This window comes from Methylobacterium sp. J-001 (assembly GCF_022829565.1).
Taxonomy (GTDB): Bacteria; Pseudomonadota; Alphaproteobacteria; order Rhizobiales; family Beijerinckiaceae; genus Methylobacterium.
The window spans coordinates 90,471-110,008 of the sequence record NZ_JAKSYN010000094.1 but is presented as its reverse complement, the minus strand read 5'-3'; the positions used below and the strand labels follow the sequence as shown (position 1 = coordinate 110,008).

Annotated in this window: 10 protein-coding genes; 9 read left to right on the top strand and 1 reads right to left on the bottom strand. The window is 65.8% G+C overall.

Annotated elements, in window-relative coordinates; translation table 11 throughout:
• Positions 1 to 302: 302 nt before the first annotated feature.
• From MKK65_RS10600 to MKK65_RS10560, 9 genes are all read left to right on the top strand, one after another.
• Positions 303 to 3,344, top strand: a complete 3,042-nt coding sequence (locus MKK65_RS10600; RefSeq protein WP_243957562.1) for a DEAD/DEAH box helicase — start codon at positions 303 to 305, stop codon at positions 3,342 to 3,344.
• A gap of 160 nt (positions 3,345 to 3,504) precedes the next feature.
• Positions 3,505 to 5,727: an McrB family protein gene (locus MKK65_RS10595; RefSeq protein ID WP_243957560.1), complete on the top strand. Its 2,223-nt coding sequence runs from the start codon at positions 3,505 to 3,507 to the stop codon at positions 5,725 to 5,727.
• A 3-nt stretch (positions 5,728 to 5,730) separates the two neighbouring features.
• Entirely contained in the window at positions 5,731 to 6,855 is a 1,125-nt protein-coding gene (gene mcrC, locus MKK65_RS10590; RefSeq protein ID WP_313902035.1) for a 5-methylcytosine-specific restriction endonuclease system specificity protein McrC, read from the top strand.
• A gap of 52 nt (positions 6,856 to 6,907) precedes the next feature.
• A complete protein-coding gene (locus MKK65_RS10585; RefSeq protein ID WP_243957556.1) occupies positions 6,908 to 7,393 on the top strand; it encodes a hypothetical protein in 486 nt (161 codons plus the stop codon).
• Between the two features lie 348 nt (positions 7,394 to 7,741).
• On the top strand, positions 7,742 to 8,005 hold the full coding sequence (locus tag MKK65_RS10580; protein WP_243957554.1) for a hypothetical protein: 264 nt from the start codon (positions 7,742 to 7,744) through the stop codon (positions 8,003 to 8,005).
• Positions 8,006 to 8,008: 3 nt separating this feature from the next.
• Positions 8,009 to 11,113: a DUF499 domain-containing protein gene (locus tag MKK65_RS10575; RefSeq protein ID WP_243957552.1), complete on the top strand. Its 3,105-nt coding sequence runs from the start codon at positions 8,009 to 8,011 to the stop codon at positions 11,111 to 11,113.
• 10 nt (positions 11,114 to 11,123) lie between these two features.
• Positions 11,124 to 11,771: a DUF3780 domain-containing protein gene (locus MKK65_RS10570; protein ID WP_243957550.1), complete on the top strand. Its 648-nt coding sequence runs from the start codon at positions 11,124 to 11,126 to the stop codon at positions 11,769 to 11,771.
• Entirely contained in the window at positions 11,768 to 14,878 is a 3,111-nt protein-coding gene (locus tag MKK65_RS10565) for an anti-phage-associated DUF1156 domain-containing protein (RefSeq protein WP_243957548.1), read from the top strand. Before MKK65_RS10570 ends, MKK65_RS10565 begins: the two co-directional genes overlap by 4 nt.
• Before the next feature lie 151 nt (positions 14,879 to 15,029).
• Positions 15,030 to 17,642 (top strand): helicase-related protein, encoded by a 2,613-nt coding sequence (locus MKK65_RS10560; protein WP_409565407.1) that lies wholly within the window; start codon positions 15,030 to 15,032, stop codon positions 17,640 to 17,642.
• A 116-nt stretch (positions 17,643 to 17,758) separates the two neighbouring features.
• On the opposite strand, the gene MKK65_RS10555 is transcribed toward MKK65_RS10560, so the two are convergent.
• Positions 17,759 to 19,534: a recombinase family protein gene (locus MKK65_RS10555; protein ID WP_243957544.1), complete on the bottom strand. Its 1,776-nt coding sequence runs from the start codon at positions 19,532 to 19,534 to the stop codon at positions 17,759 to 17,761.
• Positions 19,535 to 19,538: the final 4 nt, after the last annotated feature.

Sequence of the window (19,538 nt, the reverse complement as noted above, 5' to 3'; positions counted from 1 at the left end):
CCGCGATCCCCTCGACGAGTAGGCGGGATCGGCTCCCAATTCTACCTGCCCGGACGGGGGATTACCCTCCTGAGCGTGGCCATGACGTACCCGAGCGACTGAAGGCGACGTTTCGGCTGGGCAATACCTTATACGTTCCTCGTCTTCGGCAAGTCCCAGCATGCCCGAGGAGACGGGCACGCTTTCGTGCAAAGCGCACCGACTGCGACCTGAGAGGCCGACCATGATCGGCGACCGACCCTCTACCTTCTCGCGCTCGTGTGGCAAGCTGCACCGTGAGAAGGGCGCGGGGGCTTGCACCATTGGACTTGAATGAGTTGAGGCTTCGGCCCCATCAGCGCGAGGCCGTCGACCGGACGCTGGCCTATCTGCACCTACAGCCGGATGGACGCGCCGTTCTGATCCATCATCCCACCGGATCCGGAAAGACCGGCATCATGGCTGCCGTCGGTCGACTAAGGGCACGAAGTCAACCGGTGCTGGTCGTCTGCCCATCGGCTGCGCTCGTCGGTCAGCTGCAAGCCCAGTTCATTTTCGATTTCTGGGCCCGGATCAAGGCGCCAGCGGAGTGGCACTTCACGCGCACGGAGCGTCTGACCATCTCAAGGGTCGATACGGTCGTACGGGCGATCGCGGCGGCGGGGGCGGCGGCGGAACCCATGGCGGTGTTCGCAACGATCCAGGCGCTTCAGCAGATCCACGCCGACCCGGTCGAATACGGCAAGCTCACCAAGGTTTTCGGGACCGTGTTCTTCGACGAGGGACACCGGGAGCCGGCACCCCAGTGGGGCCGTGCGGCACGCGGTCTCGACGCCCCCGTGGTCCTTTTCAGCGCCACACCTTACCGCAACGACCTGAAGATCTTCGAGGTGAACCAGGACTACACCAGCTTCCTGTCCTTCCAGGGCGCGGTACAGGCTGCATTGATCCGTCCGGTGGAGATCGAGGAGCGGGACATGCCCCTCGCCCCCGCTGCCTTCGTTGCGGCAGTCATCGCGCTCAGGGACGATGCGATCGCCGCGGGCCGGGCCCGACCTGGGGATAAGCTCATAGTTCGCGCCGACCATGCGTCCGAGGTGGAGGATTTGTTCGAGGCCTTCCGGACGCAGCTGATCGGGGATGGGCGCGACGATGGTGTCCTGGCCGTTCACGACACTTTTTCGCAGGAAGGCTCCGAAGGGGCATGGAAGTGGGACGAGGTTCCGCCGCGCTTGGGGGATCGGAACGAGCGCTTCCTGGTCCATCAGCACATGCTGACCGAGGGCATCGACGATCCCGCCTGCACGATGCTCGCCCTTTTCAGCCGGTTCCGGAACGAGCGGCAGCTCGTGCAGCAAGTAGGCCGACTCACGCGTCATCCGGGGCCGGATGGCGTTGTGGCCCCGCCGGCGCTGGTTTTCGCTCGGAACGGCGATGGCGTGTCGGACATGTGGCGCCGCTTCCTGGCCTACGACCATGCATGCGTCGAGAACGGCGGACGGCCGCCGTTGCGCGACCGGGCCTTCGTCGACCGGATCCTCGCGGCCCTGCCGAACCTGGATTACGTCGACGGGCACTTCCGTCGCAAAGCCGATCTCGAAGACCCCGCCATCGCCTCGGACCTGCGGGTGCCGCTCGCGGCCCGCATCTACGAGACACGGGACGGGTTCGACCTCGACGCTTTTGGGGAGGCCGTGACGCAAGGACTCGACGACGAGGATCGCGTCGAGATGCTCGCCATGCCAGCCGAAGACCCGAGTTGTCGATTCCACTTATCCGTCGGATTGCACCAAACCCCTTTGCTGGCGGAAACGCTGTTTCAGACCGCGTCGCTTGAGATCACGGTCTATGCTCATAGAGGCGACCGGCTATATTTCTACGACACGCGCGGATTGTGGGTCGACGAGTATGATGGCCTTGGGCCGCGCCTACGCCCCGACGAGCTGAGCAGCCTCCTGCCCGAGTCCGGCACCGGCGTCTCCGCCCTGACCTTGCGCAATACGGATCTCGGTCCTCTCGTGCTGCGGGGCCGGACACTCCAGGCGGCCTCGCTCGCGCAGGCCGGCGTATTTCTCGGCGAGCAGACCCATGTGGTCACCAGAGCGACCGGGCGGCCCGGGGTCGGGGTCCGTCGCACCCTCGGCTTCACGAGCGCCCTCGTACGCCAGAGCGAGGGGCCCACCCACACGCTCGACCAGTTCTCGGCATGGTGCGACGAGATCGGAACGGCACTCGACAACCGGCCGCCGGCCGCGACGCTGTTCGGGCGCTTCGCGGTCGGGGTCGGCCCGCCGGCGGACCCGGTGCCGCTGAACATCCTCGTCGAACTCGATCAATATCAGGACGTGTTCCTGAATGCCCGGAACGAGCCCGTTCGGTTCGATCTGGACAGCGCGTGCGTTGACATCACCCAAAGGGCCGACGGCCCCGCCGGATACGCTCTGGCGTTCGAGATCGTGATCGATGGACAGGATGTTCCCGTCTGGATCCGCTGGGACACGAAGAAGGGTCGCTATTGGCTCTCGTCGCGCGAACTGAGCGCGCTGCATGACCGCGACAACCCGAAGGTGACCTTGCTCAACCGCCTGAACCGGCGCCAACCGTTCCGCATCATCATCGATCCTCGAACGGTCTACGCGTACGGGCGGTTCTACGCAGTCGACTTGCGGCTCGGTGCGCAAGACGGGCCGGGGCGCCTCGTCCTGGGGCTGCTGACAGGTGTCGCCGCGTTGGGCGCGATCACGTCCGAGAAGGGAGATCTCGCAGCCGCCGCGGCGACATGGCCAGCCGGCTCGTTGTTCGGCTTCATCGACGAAGCCCTCTCCGTCGCGGCGCCGGACCGGCCGCTCGGCCCTACGTTCGAGGCGCTGGTATGCGACGACATCGGGTGGGAAGTCGCTGACTTCATCGGCGTGGATGAGGCGACCAACCCACGTGTGGTCCTCATCCCCGCCAAATGGACCACCGGCGCCAGCGGCGCCGGTGCGTCGAAGCTGTACGACGTGACCGGACAGGCCCTGAAGAACCTCCCCTACCTCAAGGCGGACGGCCAGCCGCTACCGGGCAGCAAGAGGCGGTTCGATAGTGATTGGAAGCTCAAAGACGGTCGCGTACCGCGCCGGCGTATCGGCCCGGGTTCCATGGCCTTCCGAGGGATGTACCAGCGCGTACGGTCCAACCCGGCCGCGAGGCGCGAGGTTTGGCTCGTGCTGGGCGGCGGCATCCTCTCCAGAACCGCGCTCGACGATGCGTTCAGGGCCGCGGTGCCGCCGGCCCATGCCCTGCAGGCCTTTCATCTCCTGCTGTCGGTCTACGCGGCCTGTCAGTCGCTCGGCATCGAGCTACGGATCTTCTGCGATGATTGATGTCGAGCGGACAGCTCCATTCCCCGTGAATGGAAGCGGAGAGGCGTAGGGGTCGGCGAACCGATACCGGCCACGTCGCACGGTAAGTCTCTTCCGAGAACCCGGCCCGGTGTTGGCGATGGGAGGAGGGCGCGTTAGGCATCGGAAAACGGGAGGCGGCATGCACAACCTCGAACCAGCCAAGTTTCGTGAGCTCTACGCGGGAGACTTCGTTCGCTACCGAGACGAGGACTGGGCCGTGGGGTGGCGCCGAAACTACTCCGATCAGGTCAAGAAGGTGCTTAATGCCGATCGGGCGACGTGGCTCGCCCCCGATTTCCAAAGGATGCTATGGGACGCGTCGGACGTCTCAGGCATCGGTCCCGGCAAGGCGGTCACCCTGGTCGGTGCTTACCCGGACACGCAACTGGCGGAGTTGTTGTTCGACGCGCGCGGCTCGCTCGTCGGTCTCGGCGTCGAGGATCGGGGCAAGCGCCTCCAGGGGATCTTCGACGAGGTCCTCGGCTGGGTCTACCCCCGCTACACCCCGCGTCGACCCAAGGCTCGCCTCATCCGGCTCCTCGCCGCCATGTTCCCGGACGACATGACCTGCCTGATGGATGCGGGTCGGGTGTTTGGCGTGCAACGACTGCTGAGCGCCCCTCGCTTACCTGGCGGGTACGTCGCGCAACATCCCGGCTTGAGGGAACGGATACGGGAGGCGATCGGTCCGGCGGACACGATCGAAGGGAAAGTGGATCAATCCATCTTCTGTTGGTTCCTGTGGCAGACCTTGGTGGACCGAGTCGAGGAAGGTGCGGTGGCCCTGCCGAAGGCCCAGCGCGAGGCCGATGCCATCCCCCCGCTCTCCATCCTGCCAGCCAATGCCCAACGGCGTGCCCTCTCGACCGTCAAGGACAACGTCAACCTGCTCGTCACGATGGTGCGCGAGGCGGAGCTCGGCATCGCCAGGGAGGACCTGGTCGACGTGATCCTCACCGAGGCCCCGCAACTCAATGCCAGGTCGGCGCCCAACATCATCTCGCAGGCCATGGGCGGCCTCGGCCTGATCAGGCTTGAGGATGGCAGCTATCGTCCGACGGAGCGAGGTCACGAGCTGCTGCTAGCGAGCGAGCCGGTGCAGGTCCTGCGGCCTCCCCTGGTGGGACGGGTGTTCGGCATGGGACACCTCCTCCTCATGGTTCGCCGTGAGCCGGGCGTGTTGCGATCTGCCGACGCCGCCAAGCGGCTGCAGGATCTGGTGCCGTCGTGGACGACCCTGCAGCCCGGATCGCACATCGTCTCGTGGGCGCGGCTGGTCGGGCTCGTCCATCTCGATGCGTCCCCGGGGGGCGGCCGCCTCACGTTGACGGAGGACGGCGAGGATTACGCCGCGGCGCTGCCCGCGGACTTCGAGCAACTGTGGCGCATCGCGCCGGAGGTCGAGGTCGAGGTCGATCCGGTATCGGGCGAGGGGCCCGCGCCCGCGCCTATGCAGCAGCCCGTGACCGCTGCGCCCTACGACGCGCGATCCGTCAGCGAGGAGGGCTGCTTCCTAGAAGAGGCGCGCGTGGGGGGCCTGGTCGAGCTGTTGAGGCGCCGGAAGAACCTCATCCTGCAGGGACCGCCCGGCACGGGCAAGACCTGGCTCGCTAAACGGCTCGGCTACGTGCTGATCGGCGCGAAGGACACCGAGCGCCTCGTGGCCATGCAGTTCCAGCCCTCCCTGTCGTACGAGGACTTCGTGCGCGGTTGGCGCCCGGACGGGCGGGGCGGGTTGAGGCTCGCCGACGGCGCCTTCCTGGAAGCGGTACAGGCCGCCGCGGCCGAGCCGGGACGGCCCTTCGTGCTCGTCATCGAGGAGATCAATCGGGGCAATCCGGCACAGATCCTCGGGGAGCTGCTGACGCTCGTCGAGGCCACGAAGCGCGGTTCCGAGGAAGCTTTGCGCCTAGCATACCCCAGGTCCCTCGATGAGCGCGTGTTCGTCCCCGAGAACCTGTTCATCATCGGCACGATGAACCTCGCCGATCGCTCCTTGGCGTTGGTCGATCTCGCGTTGCGCCGACGGTTCGCTTTCGTGACGCTCTGTCCCGAACTAGGGACCGCATGGCAGGCATGGTGCTCCGATCGGGGGATGCCGGCGCCGCTGATCTCGGAGATCGCGGCTAGGATGAACGCGCTGAACGCAGTTATCGCCGAGGACCGCGCGCTCGGCCCTCAGTTCCAGGTGGGCCACAGCTTCGTGACGCCCGCCGCGGATGCGGCCCTGTCGGAGGCGGACTGGCGTCGGTGGTACGACGAGACCGTCGACACCGAGATCGCGCCGCTGTTGGCGGAGTATTGGTTCGACGATGCCGGCAAGGCGCGCGAACGCACGGCCGCGCTCCGGCTCGCGGTCTGACCGGTGGGACCCGCCACGGACGGAGTCGACGGGCCGACGTGGCATAGCCACGTCGGCATACCGGTCCGCAACCTTTGGATGCTGCTCGTCTACGCCGCCGACCTGGCCGGCTTCCTCGATCGAGCCGATGCGGACGTCGACGAGGAGACCGAGCTGCCCGAATTGCTCGCGACGCTACTGGCGACCGTGGTCGAGCGTCGCCTGAGACGAAGCCTTTCGCGCGGCTACAGGATGAGCGATGCCACCCTGCCGAGGGTGCGTGGCCGCATCGACTGGCTCGCGACCGAAAGCAACGCGCTGCTGAGACGTGGACTGGTCGCCTGCCGCTTCGAGGAACTCACCCACGACACGTACCGTAACAGGCTCGTGCGGGCCGCACTCGAACGCATGGCGGCTATCGTACCGAAACCCGACCTTTCCCGACGCTGCCGGGGACTCGCCCGCGCCATGACCGTACAGGGGGTGGGGGGCGGCCGGCCCAGCCGCACGGAATCCTCGACGGATCAAATCGCCAGGCACGATGCCGACGATCGCCTCATGGTGGCGGTAGCGACGATGGCCCTCGATCTCCTCGTTCCGGCGGAGGCCGCGGGTGACGTTCACCTGACGCGGCTCGATCGCGACGAACGGTTGCTGCGTCGGATCTTCGAGAAGGCCATCGCCGGGTTCTACCGCCACGAACTCGGGGGGGCGCACGGCGTACGCGTTCAGTTCGGCCTCGGCTGGCACACGTCCGCCGCCACGCCCGGTCTGGGATCCCTCCTTCCGGGCATGCAGGCCGATGTCGTTCTGGAGAACGAGGGAGGCCGGACGGTGATCGACACCAAGTTCACCGGCATCCTCACGGCCCGCCCGTACGGGGGCGACTCGTTCAAGAGCGCGCATCTCTACCAGCTGTATTCCTACCTCCGCTCCCAGGCGGGAAGGGGTGACGCCCTGGCGAACTCCGCCCGGGGGGTGCTGCTCCATCCATCACTGCATCGCCACGTCGACGAGAGCGTCACTATACAGGGGCATCGCATTCGTTTCGCCACCGTGGACCTCGCACGGCCGGGCGCGGACGTCCGCGCCAGGCTCCTCGAAATCGTGGCCTCCGCCTCGGTGACGGTGCAAACTACGAATTCTTGATCCGGCTCCCGGCCCTTGCCGGGAACATGACCTTTGGAGGGGCGATCCGGCTATGGACATCACGATCGATTGGCAGCCCCCGGTCCAGCTCACGAAGGCCAAGACCCTGATCATAGACGCCGACGACCTGCCCGAGGAAATCGAGAACATTCCGGGCGTGTATTACTTTTCCCGCCGTCATGGGCCCGAATATACGCCCTTCTACATAGGCGAGACCCTCACGATCAGGAGCCGGTTGAAAAGCCACCTCAACTCGGTCTCCATCGTCGACGTCCTTCGCGGCGTGTCGAAGGAAGACGACAGGATACGCCAGGGATCGCGACATTTCCACTATGGCTATTTCGTCGGTAAATCTCGGCAGGACGCCAAGACGTGCATTCAAATCGTACAGAAAATGATGATCAGGCTGGCCGTGGAGAACGGAACCCCGATCCTCAATAAGCAACTTACGAAGATAAAGACCCACGAGATATCGTTCGAGGGGAGCGGCGACGGCCGTGGTTGGTACGAAGCATCCTATACCATGGACGACTCGTAGCACCGTGGGCCAGCCCTCCGCGTCTGCTCATCGCAGCCACCGGTAGCCTCCCGGCATAAGCAAATTCCGTACGGGATGCGGGATCTCCGTCGTTGAGTGATCCGACGACAATCCGTCTTGAGACGGTCGGCGCCGGGAGAGACAGGTCGTTTATACCGGATCGCCGTTGGATAGCGCTTGGTGGCCATCATTCGCGTCACGGTCGACAACCCGGGGACGCCGATCCCTGTTGACACTTAAGAGGCCGACCCGGTCCGGAACGTCCTGCCGTTTCTTCACCCATGGGTGCCCCACGCCGTGCCCATGCTGCATCGGTCCCCGATCTCCACTCTATACCGTGGACGTCAGGTGATCCGACCCGTTGCCGAATCCGGCGCGTTCGGCACAATGCCCGAGCTTGATATCTGGATGGCTGCGATGGCTCGCAATCCGACCGTGCCGGCGCTACGGAGGGACGGTCGAAGGGCACTCTACGTCTATCTGCCGCCCGCCTTGATACGCGACCTGAAGAAGGCGGCCCTCGACGAGGAGCGCCCGGCATACGAGTTGGTGGAGGAAGCCGTGACGAGGATGCTGAAGGACCGTCTCGCCACTTCGGTGAGAAGCGCCTGATCCATGGCCATTCAGACCGTACGGCAACTTTGCCAGATTTCCGACCTCGTCGAGCAGGATGGCCTGGTTGATCAGATCGCCAACCTTGAGGATCTTCACAAGGGGCGCATCGATCCCGACGCCTTCTTCCGGCGCAACCACTTCACCGAGGGGCTGAGCGCGCTCGTCCGCAACGGCTTCGACAGGTTGTCCGGCCGATCCGACGGGGGAGCATTCTACCTGTCCCAATCCATGGGCGGCGGGAAGACCCATTCCCTCATAGCGTTCGCCCTGCTCGCCCAGGACGACGGCCTGCGCCATCGCATCATCCCGAAGATCGCCCCGTCCGCGACCTTCGGCTCCGCCGACGTCGTCGTCTTCAACGGGCACCAGAACCCCGCGCATTTCCTTTGGGGCGAGATCGCGGAGCGGCTCGGCCGTCCCGAGACCATGGCCAGGTTCTGGAAGGACGGCGCCAAATCGCCCGGGGTCGACGATTGGGTCGCCGCGCTCGGCACTCGGCCCGTGCTGATCCTGCTGGACGAGCTTCCGAGCTACCTTCAGATGGCCGAGGGGCAGACGGTCGGGAACTCGACGCTCGCCGACATCACGATCGGGGCGCTGGAGCGCCTGTTCAATGCCCTTACGCAGCTGCCGCGGGCCTGCGTGGTCGTCACGAACCTGATAGACGACGTGTTCGCCGACGGGTCGGGCAAGCTCAAGACCCTGATCAACACCCTGAACAAGCAGTACGGCAAGTACGCCCAGGCTATCACTCCCGTGCAGCAGAACTCCGGTGAGGTTTTCCAGATCATCCGGCGCAAGCTGTTCGATGAGCTGCCCGGCGACGATGCCGTCGAGGAGATCGCGCAAGCCTACGTCGACGAGCTGAACCGCGCCAAGAAGGTCGACGACGTCCCGGCGATCCCGGAGAGCTATATCGCCCGGATCCGCGAGACCTATCCTTTCCATCCGTCCATCCGCGACATCGTCGCCCGGTTCAAGGAGAACCCGGGGTACCAGCAGACGCGTGCCCTGATCCGCCTGCTCCGCCTAGCGGTACGCAACGCGTGGCAGTCGCCCGACCAGGTCTTTCTGATCGGGCTTCAGCACCTCGACCTCCAGCATTCCGGTACGACCGAGGAGATCCGCAAGATCAACGGTCAGTTCACGAACGCCATCTCGAAGGACGTCGCCGACCGCGGCAACGCCCTGGCCGAGAAGGTCGATGCGATCGAGGGGTCGTCGACTGCTTCGGCCGTCGCCAAGCTCATCCTGATGTCATCCCTATCGACGGCCGAGCAGCCCATCCTGGGCTTGCGGCGTTCGGAGATCATCGAGTTCCTCGTCGACCCGCTGACCCGGACACCCGCGATCTCCGGCGCGATCGACAAGCTGACCGGCAGCGCCGAGTACCTCTTCAAGGGACCGGACGAGCGCATCTACTTCGGCCAGACGGCCAACGTCGTGTCGGAGATTAACAACACGGCCAACAGCCTCGTCGAGGAGATCGTCGACGAGGAGCTGCGTTCCAAGCTCAAGGAGGTCTTCGAGCCGAAGACGAAGGTGCTGTATCGCCACCTGGCCATCCTGCCCTCGCTCGACCAGATCCCCGTGGCGGAGGACGAGGTCACACTCATCGTGATCGAGCGTGCCGCCAAGAACCTCCCCGCGGATCTCGTGGATTGGTGGCGCAAGCTCGACAGGCAGAACCGCGTCCTGATCCTGACCGCCGACCCGAATTCGCTCGGGACGTTGCGCGGCTGCGCCCGGCAGATGCGTGCGATCACGGTCGTCGAGCGGGCCATCCTGTCCCGGCACGGCAAGGAGTCGAGCCAGATGCGCGACCTTACCGCGATCCGTGATCGGGCCGCGACGAGCTTCACGTCCGCCGTCCGCGAGACCTTCACCACCCTGGTGTTCCCGACCGAGACCGGACTGCGGGACTATACTCAGTTCCGCATGGAGTTCGACAACAACGACTACAAGGGCGAGGAGCAGGTCCTGAAGGCCCTTGAAGCCCGCGCCAAGTTCTACCCGAGTGCCAAGCTGGAGACCGAGATCAAGGCCCTTCGTGAGGATGCCGAGCACGAGTTGTTCGACGCCGACGCGGTCCAGCGGAGCGAGTTGCGGCGCAAGGCGGCAGCGAAGAGCGGCTGGTACTGGCTGCCGATCGGAGGCCTGGACCATCTCATAGACGAGAGCGTGAGGACCAAGCACTGGCGCGAGCGGGACGGCCTGGTCGAGAAGCGGTTCGATCGCACGACGTCCGTCACCGCGCGTCTCGACGGCCCGCTGGAGGCCATGGTCGAGAAGGGGGTGTACCGCCTCGTCGTGGTGCCGGAGGAGGCGGACGTCGTGTACCACTCCGAGCACGGCCTCCCGGACCCGGCCACGTCCGGCAAGGTCGTCGGCCGAAGCTACGAGACCAGCGGGGCCAAGGTCTGGTTCCTTCCCGTGGACTCGCGGGGCGAGGCGAAGACCGGGCCCGCCCTCGAATGGGACGCGCCGATCAAGCTCGTCGCCAGCGCGGCCTCCGTGTCGGGCGGGACGAGCGTCGATTGGCTCGTCCTGCCGCGATCGGCGGACGTGCGCGTCTCCCTCGACGGGTCGGATCCGATCGCGGCGGGGGCGATGGCGAGCCCCGTCCTGGCGCCGCACGGCACGGTCGAGGTCAGGTTGCTGCCGGCGCTCGGCGGCCGCGTCGGCGAGGAGGTCCGGATCCAGGTCGGCGGGCCGATCGGACCCATACGCCGGGAGGTCCGGGACGACCTGCCCCTCCTTCTCTTGGACCGCCTGAAGTTCGACTCGATCACGAAGCTCACCGACGCGCTCGCCGCGCTGAAGGTGGCGGTGGGGGCCACGGTGCGGGGTGGGCAAGTCGAGATCGGGACAGAGGACGGAGAGACCTTCGCGGATGTGACCTTTGGGGACCATGTCGCGATGGGCGCCGATTCGATTGCGTCACTCATGGCCGGCGTATCGACGGCGGCCGGGTTCGCGGCGACCCGCGCGATCGCCGGCTTCAACCAGACCCACTTCGCGTCCGGCAAGGACTACAAAATCTTCGCGGACGCGGTCGGCCTGGATTTTGAGGATATGCGATGGTCCCAGGACAAGGGCATCTGAGGAGAGCGCCATGGCCGACTTCGATTGCCCGGATCACTACCTGGAACAGTGCTACCTCGTTCAGGTCCCCCGCTCGGTGCGCGAGACCGTGGACGTGTTCGAGGTCTACGGCCGCCCGCCGCAGCCGACGGAGCCCAGCTGGGCTCCGGAGGTGACGCTTCGCGCCCAGCTCCCGAAGGCCAAGTGGGACGCGATCTCGGGCGAGCTCAGGCTTGAGTTCAACCGCCGCCTCAAGGCTGACCGGAAGCGGACGGGGTCCTGGGCGCAGGGCAACAACGCCGTGCAGCGTCTGCTCGGCAAGGAACTCCTCGTCCTCGTCTGGGCGGTCGAGCAGGACGACGTGTCGGTCGAGCAGTGCGACGTGGCGTTGCGGAACTGGCTCGGGCTCAAGCCCGAGGAGCGGTGGTGGCTCCACACCATGACGGCCGCCTCGACGGGGCACGCCCACCAGGTGGGCATGGGGTGGCGGGACGCGCTCCGGCGCGCCCTGTGCTTCGGGACGAAGCACGACGTGTTCTCGCTCGGCTCGATCGCCGGTCGCGGTCAGCTGCCCGCGCGCAGGAACGACGGCTTCGCGGCCGAGGGTGGCGTCGAGCGCAGGAGGCAGGAATTCGCGGCGCTCCGCGCCATCGCGGTGGGAACGGGCGTCTTCGCATGAACATCCACGCACCGATGGCACCGATCACCGGCCCGATCCCGCTGTCCCTCGCGGGGGCCCCATCCTTCATCGAGACGCAGTTCCCCGTGGGACGCGTCTCTGCGGAGGCCTACAAGGAGCGGAAGGCGGGCGCCGGTCAAACGCTAACTGTGCTCGGATCGTATTGGAAGGGGCGCAAGCCGCTCCTCCTGGTTCGCGCGTGCATACTCGGCTGCCTGATGCCCGCGAGTGAGGACGCATCGGCTGATCTCCGAGTGTTTTTGTTGCTCATGGGTATGGCGGACGAGAGCTTCGCCGGGCGGATTAAGAACGTCAGGCCGGCCGATGTACCGTCATCCTATGAGCGGTACGAGGAACTGGTCGATTGCATCCCTCGCACGGTCTGGCGGAAAGGCCTGACGCGTTCGGAGAAAGAACACTTGCTCGGGGAGCTCGACCGCTACCGGCAGCTGAAGGGTACATCCCTCGGTGCACGTGCCCGAGAGCCCGGTGACGTCGATTCCGACTGGCCGGGGCGTACGCGCTTGGTCGAGGTGCGCCCTCATCTTGGCTGGAATGACAACCTGGATCAGAATCGGCGGAACGAGCTGATAGCTGACTGGCTAGCTACCTTACCGTACGACAAGCGCCTCTCGTTCTCGTTACGACCGGAGGAGGCCGGGGACGCCCTCATCAGCTCGGCTTCGTGGGAGATCATCAACGCCCATCTCGGGATCAATGCCTCGTCGTTCCCCGACGTAATCCGTCAACTCGGGATAAGGCGGTTCGGGCATACCCCCATCGTGGCCGACACATTCTCGGGTAGCGGCTCGATTCCGTTCGAGGCCGCGCGCATGGGCTGCTGCAGCTACGCCTCCGACCTCAATCCCATCGCGTGCCTCCTCGGATGGGGCGCCTTCAACGTCGTCGGGGCCACACCCGAGGATAGGTCCGCCTTTGAAGGGCAACAGAGACGTGTGGTCTCGGAGGTCGATCGAGAGATTCGCGAACTGGGGATCGAACACGACGCGCTGGGCAACCGAGCGAAGGCATTTCTGTACTGTCTGGAGACGAAATGCCCGAAGACCGGTTGGATGGTACCCATGGCACCATCCTGGGTAATCTCCCGGACGAAGAACGTGATTGCTCGCCTCATTCCGGATCAGGCACGCAAACGCTACGACATCGAGATTGTCACAGGGGCCAGCGATGAGGAGATCAAGGAGGCCGAGAACGGCACGCTACGTTCAGGCAGGCTCGTGCATCCGGCCAACCCTGAACGGGACGGGGTATCACTGTCCGTCATCAGGGGCGATCACAAGGAGGCCGGGCAGAACCGTAATCGGCTTCGCCGCTGGGCCCTGCAGGATTTCAAGCCTCGACCGGACGATATCTTCCAAGAGCGCCTGTACTGCATCCAGTGGGCGAACAAGGACAGCCTAGGCAAAGCTCGCCCAGAAAGCTTCTTCGCGTCCGTGACCGATGAGGACATGGCGCGCGAGGCTATCGTGGAGGAGATCGTTTCCTCGAAACTCGACGAATGGCAGAGCGCGGGCATCGTCCCGAGCGGTAGGATCGAGCCAGGAGAGAAGACGGATGAGCCTATCCGTACGCGGGGCTGGACGCATTGGCATCACCTGTTCAATCCACGACATCTCCTGATCCTTGCCCTCCTGAGGGCCCGGGTGAACGACGGACCGCTCGCGCTGTCGTTCTGTGCCGCCCTTAATTTCGCATCCAAGCTGACGAGATGGTCCGTGGGTAGCAAGGGTCGACCGGGTGTCGCCCCGAACGGCGACTTCACGGCAATGGTGTTCAGTAACCAGGCGCTCAACACGTTGGCCACTTACTCCGGGCGTTCGTTCCTGGACCTCGCCCCGGCGTTCGAGATTCAATCGAGCCACGGCGTGCTCGCCGGTCATGGCGAGGTGAGTTCGTTCAGCAGTGACGGCATCAAGCGGGAGGCTGACTTGTTCGTCACTGATCCGCCCTACGCGGACGCGGTCAACTACCACGAGATCACCGAGTTTTTCATATCCTGGCTTCAAGCGAACCCACCGAAAGGATTCGATGGCTGGGTCTGGAGCTCCCAAAGATCCAGGGCCGTGAAGGGCGTGGATGAGAAGTTCCGGTCTGATATGGTGGCCGCTTACCGCGCTATGGCCCTTCACATGCCTGACGACGGCATGCAGGTGGTGATGTTCACCCACCAGGACGCGGGCGTATGGGCCGATCTCGCTTCCATTATGTGGGCGGCTGGCCTGCGGGTCACGGCGGCCTGGAACGTCGTGACCGAGACCGAGAGCGCCCTCAAGGAAGGCAACTATGTTCAAGGAACGATCCTCCTCGTTTTAAGAAAAAGGATCGCAGTCCGGAACATCAAGAAAATGGATATTGAGGGCGAGATCGAGGACGCTGTCGACCATCAGCTCGCTGCTCTACATGATATCGACGAAGATTGGACCTCCGAGCGTCTGTATACCGATGGAGACTTGCAGCTGGCAGCTTACGCATCAGCGCTGCGCGTCATCACCGGGTATGCCACCATCGACCGCAAGGAGGTGGGCGCCGACGTCTACCGCAAGCTCGCGAAGGGAGAGAAAACCGTCATCCGCGATCTTATTGAGTACGCGGCGTCCGTGGCAAACAACAAGTTGGTACCCGAGGGTTTTCCCGTCGCACTATGGCGCGATATCGACCCCGCGTCACGGTTCTACGTGCGCATGTTGGACATGGAGGCCAAGGGAACGACCCGTTTTGCCGATTACCAGGATTTCGCGAGGACCTTCTCGGTGGTGGATTACACCGACCTTATGGATTCGACGAAGGCCAACGCAGCATCGCTGGCTGGAGCGTGGACGTTGAAGGGCAAGCTGCTCGGTACGAAGGGTTTCGGTGGATCGCCACTCCGCCGCGTCCTGTTCGCCGTGTTCAAGACCATGCAGATCGATGATCCCAAGGATGGCATCGCATTTTTGAGAACCGAATCCGGACAGGATTATTGGATTATGCGGGGGCGCTACCTCGAACTTGCCAAGTATGTCGCCCTAAAGACCGCTACGACGCGACCGAAGGAGGCCTCGGCGGCCGACCTGCTGGCGCAGCGTGTAGAGGTCGATCGTCTTTAAGAGTTAGAGGCTGCCCGTGGGGGTATTGAGACACTCGTCGCGCCGCGCCCCGTTGCGTGACATGCTGGGCGAGCGATTGTCCCGTTCGCGCCGATACCTCCGCATCGCCGGCTACTTCCGCTCCTCGCTCCTAGAGCTGGTGAGCGAGGAGATGGCCGGGGTGGACGAGATCCTCGTCGTCTGCAACGCCGAAGTCGATCCCAACGACGTCCGCGTAGCCAAGGCCTCGGCGGAGGGATCGCAGGCAGTCTCGCGCGCCCTCGTCGCCGCGTGGATGTCCGACCAGTCGAGCATCGGCGAGCTGCTCGCAAAGGACCGGTACAGCCTCCTCCACGACTTCCTCAGATCCGGGCGCATGAAAGTCCGAGTCGTCCCCCGGGACGGTACCGGCGTGTTCGTGCACGGCAAGGCCGGGATCATGGAGTTCCGCGACGGCGGATCCACGGCCTTCGTCGGCTCGATGAACGAGAGCGCCACCGGGCTGCTGCACTCCTACGAGCTGGTCTGGGAGGACGAGGCCCCCGAGGCGACGGCGTGGGTGCGCGAGGAGTTCGATCATTTCTGGGCACTGGGCATCGACCTGCCGGACGCCGTGGTGGAGCACATCGGGGCCGTATCAAATCGGATGGAATACGCGTCCATCGAGGCCGCTCGCGCGGCTGGCGGTTTGATCGATCCGGCCGCGGCGCTGGTCGAGCGGCCTGTCTATAGGGCCGGACAGATCCTCCGCCCATGGCAAAAGCGGTTCGTGCAGGCGTGCGTCGACGACCAGCGGCTGTACGGCAAGGCGCGGTTCCTGATCGCCGACGACGTCGGCCTCGGCAAGACGCTGTCCATGGGGGCCGCTGCCCTGGTGCTGTCCCTCCTGTCGGACGGAGGAGTCCTGATCCTCGCGCCGGCAACACTGACGCGCCAGTGGCAGACCGAGCTGGAGGACATGCTTGGGCTCCCCTCCGCGATCTGGTCTACTAACCGGAAGCAGTGGCTGGACGCGAAGGAGTTCCCGATTTCGCCGAGGGGGGACCCGAGCGCCGTCGCGCGCTGCCCGATGCGTATCGGTATCGTCTCGACGGGACTGGTCGTCAGCGGCGACGACGACGCCGAGCTGAAGCACCTGCGTGACAAGCGCTTCGGCGTGGTGCTTCTCGACGAGGCTCACAAGGCGCGAGCCGATCGCCCCGGCAAGGACGGGAAGCGGACGGGGCCCAAGCGGCTGCTCGAATTCATGGAGCGTGTGGCGGCGAACGCCGAACACGTCATCATCGGTACCGCCACGCCCATCCAGTTGCGGGCCAGCGAGTTACACGACCTCGTCGCGATGCTGGCGAAGGGAACCAGGCACGTGCTCGGCAAGGAGGGCAGCCGATCCTGGATTTCGGACACCTCGATCGAATACCTGATGGGCGTCCGCCCCTGGCCGGAAGACCCGACCGAACGGTGGGGACTGTTGCGCAACCCGCTACCGCCGGCGTCGGAGCACGCCCTCTATCGCAACGTCCGGCGAACCCATGGCATGGCCGACGATCGCGTGGATGGCCCAAGGTACGAGGACCTATCCCGCGCGCAGAAAGGGCAGGTCAAGGTCGACTTCGCGCAACTGGTCGAACAGACGAACCCGATCATTCGTCGCGTCATCCGGCGGTCGCGGCCGATGCTAGAACAGGCCGGGCTCCTGCCCCGTATTGGCGTGGTCGTGCACCCTAGGCCACAGGACGGACTGCCCGCCGAGCTGTTCACCGGAGAGGGGCTGGAGATGGGCTTCGCCTTCCGGCAGGCCTATGACGCCGCGATCCGGTTCTGCAAGCTCTACGCGCGCCAGCGGCCCGCGGCGGGCTTCATGAAGACAATCCTGCTGCGCCGGATCGGCTCGTCCGTGGCGGCCGGCCTGGCGACGACCCAGAAACTCTTGGCCGGGCCGGCCTCGGGCCTTTCTATCGCGCAGGACGACGAGGATCTCTACGCGGGCGACCGCGAGACGGCCACGCTGACGCCGGACGAGATCGCCGCCTTGCGCGAGGTCGAGGACAACCTTCGGGCGGTCAGGGACAGGTCCCGCCCCGACCCCAAGGTCGAGGTCGTCATCCGTTACCTCGACGACAACCGCTGGCTTGCCGATCACGGCATGATCGCGTTCAGCCAGTTCTTCGACACCGCCGAGTTCGTGGCGGACGGCTTGGCGGCGCGGTTCCCGCACCAGCCGGTGGCGGTTTACGCCGGCGGCGGTCGCTCGTTCGTCCTGCATGGCCGGGAGCGGCGCCGGACCGATCGCAACGTCATCAAGGAGCTCGTCAGGACCGGCGACATCAAGCTCGTCGCCGCGACCGACGCCGCGTGCGAGGGCCTGAACCTGCAGAGGCTCGGCTCGCAGGTCAACGTCGACCTTCCCTGGAACCCGTCCCGGCTGGAGCAGCGCAAGGGGCGTATCCAGCGCATCGGTCAGGCGCGCCCCGAGGTGCACGTCGCCAACCTTCGCTACGCCGGGACCTGCGAGGACGACGTGTACGGCGCGTTGTCCAGCCGGTTCGCGGACATCTTCAAGGTGCTGGGCCAGTTGCCCGACTCCTTCGAGGACGACTGGGTCGATGCGGTGCTCCAGGATCGCGACGCCGTGCGCCTGTTCCCGACGCGGGTGGAGGCCATCAGGCCCCCGCTCGAACGGCGCTACTGGAAGGACGTCGCCGACGACGACGGCCTCGACTGGGAAGGGACCGAGCGCATCCTGTCATCCCGCGACATCGAGGAGTTCATGCGTCGAGGGTGGTGACCGGGCCCGCGGGACCGGATGGCTCGACGGAGCGGGGATCGCCTCGCTCGCGGCGTGGGTGCGCGGCGCCGGCGGCGCATCGCCCCGATACGCATGCCGACCCGCGCGAGCGGCCGTCAGACACCCTTCATGCCGGCAGCGCGTCGACGCGGTTCGTTGACCTTCTCGGCCTCGTCGAGCCATGCGCGGCGCCGTGCGAGTTCCGCCTTCGTCGCGTAGTGGCCCATGCCGAACATCGATCCGGCCCACGGCACCCAGTAGATGGCCTCCTCGCACCACCAATACCCATCGCGGAAGAGGTGATGCCGGCCATCGATCGTCCCGATCTCCACGTGACCGTCCGGCATGCACCGCATCGACGTGAAGCTTTCGCGGATGACCTGGCGGATTCGGGACCGCAGGGCGAACCGCCGTTCCCGGGCCTCGTCGGGGTCGAGATCCCCCTCGTCGAAGCCCAGCAGCGCGGCCACCGCCATCTCGCGCTCGTCCCGCCTACCGGCGGCATCCAGCGCGATGAGCCGATCCTTCAGGGTGACGATCTCGGGCTCGATCTCGGCGAGCTCGGCCTCGATGCGTGCGATGGCCCGCGCGCCGAAGCGGCTGCCCGCGCCGATCCGGGCGGCAACCTCGTCACCCTCCGACAGGAGGGAGTCCCGCCGGGCGACCTTCGTGCGGATGGCCTCGTCGATCTTGGCGCGCTCTCCGGGGACGCCCCCGGACAGATCCAGGCGGACCAGCCAAGACAGGATCGCGTTCTCCGTGTCCTGGTACGGCACGCGATAGGCGTTGTGGCAATCGCCGCCGCGCTCGGCCGAGCAGCGCAGGACGGTGTGCGACCGCGGCCCCCGGTCCCTGAAGTTCATCGCCGACCCGCACGACCCGCACGTGGCGACCATCCCGAAGAGGTTGGAGACCACCGTGCCGAGGCGCCCACCCGCGTTCGGCGCCTTGCCCAACCTGCGCTTGACCGCGACGCCCCGCGCCCGCGCCCAGAGATCCTCGTCGACGACGCGCGGGTAGTAGTCGGCGATCGGGTCGCCCACGGGGACCCGCCTGGGGACCATCGCGCCCTTTCGCTCGACGTATATCAGGCGGTGGGGCTGGAACTCCCCGATGACGGCGCGGCTGTCGGTGAGCTTCTGGACCGTCCCGCCGTGCCACCGGGCCCCATGGCCCCACGGTTCCTCGCCCCGCCGATTGAGGAGCGCCGCGATCCTGTCCCGTCCCCATCCGTCGGCGAGATAACCGAAGATCTCCCGGACGACGTCCGGCCTCCTGCCGTTCGGTCCGATCTTCCCGTCGATCACCGTGAGCCACGCCGGCACGCGATCGGTCAGCCGCTCCGTCGAGGCCTTGCCGCGCTTGCGCTCCCAGGTCTCCCGAAGCCGAAACGACTTCATCACGGATTCCTCGTGGGCCCGTGACAGGCTCATGATGGAGATGAGGAACTGGTCGGCGGGTGCGTCCTCGCGGAACTCCTGCTTGTCCACGAGGGACACGACGACGATGCCCGCGTTGACGATCGCGAGGAGGACGGCAAGGGCCCGGTTGACCTGTTGCCTGGACATCCGGTCGAGACTCTCAACCAGCAGGTAGCTGCCCCTGGGGATCCTGCCAGCCTCGATCTCGGCGAGGAACAGGCCGAGCTGCCCGTTGACCGCGTTGGCTCCTCGGAATCCGGACACCCCGATGTCGTGCAGGTTGAGGCGGGTGTCGAGCGTAAGGTGTGGGTTCTGGGCGAGGTACCGGTCTCGAAGGTCCACCTGGCGTCGGAAGCCGTCGCGGTACTTCTTACGGTCGTCGGCGTTCGCCTGACGCTTCGAGCTCAGCCGAAGATACGAGAACGCCAGGGCCGGCTTGGCCTCCGCCGCCTGAGTGCCCCAACGTTCCATGCCG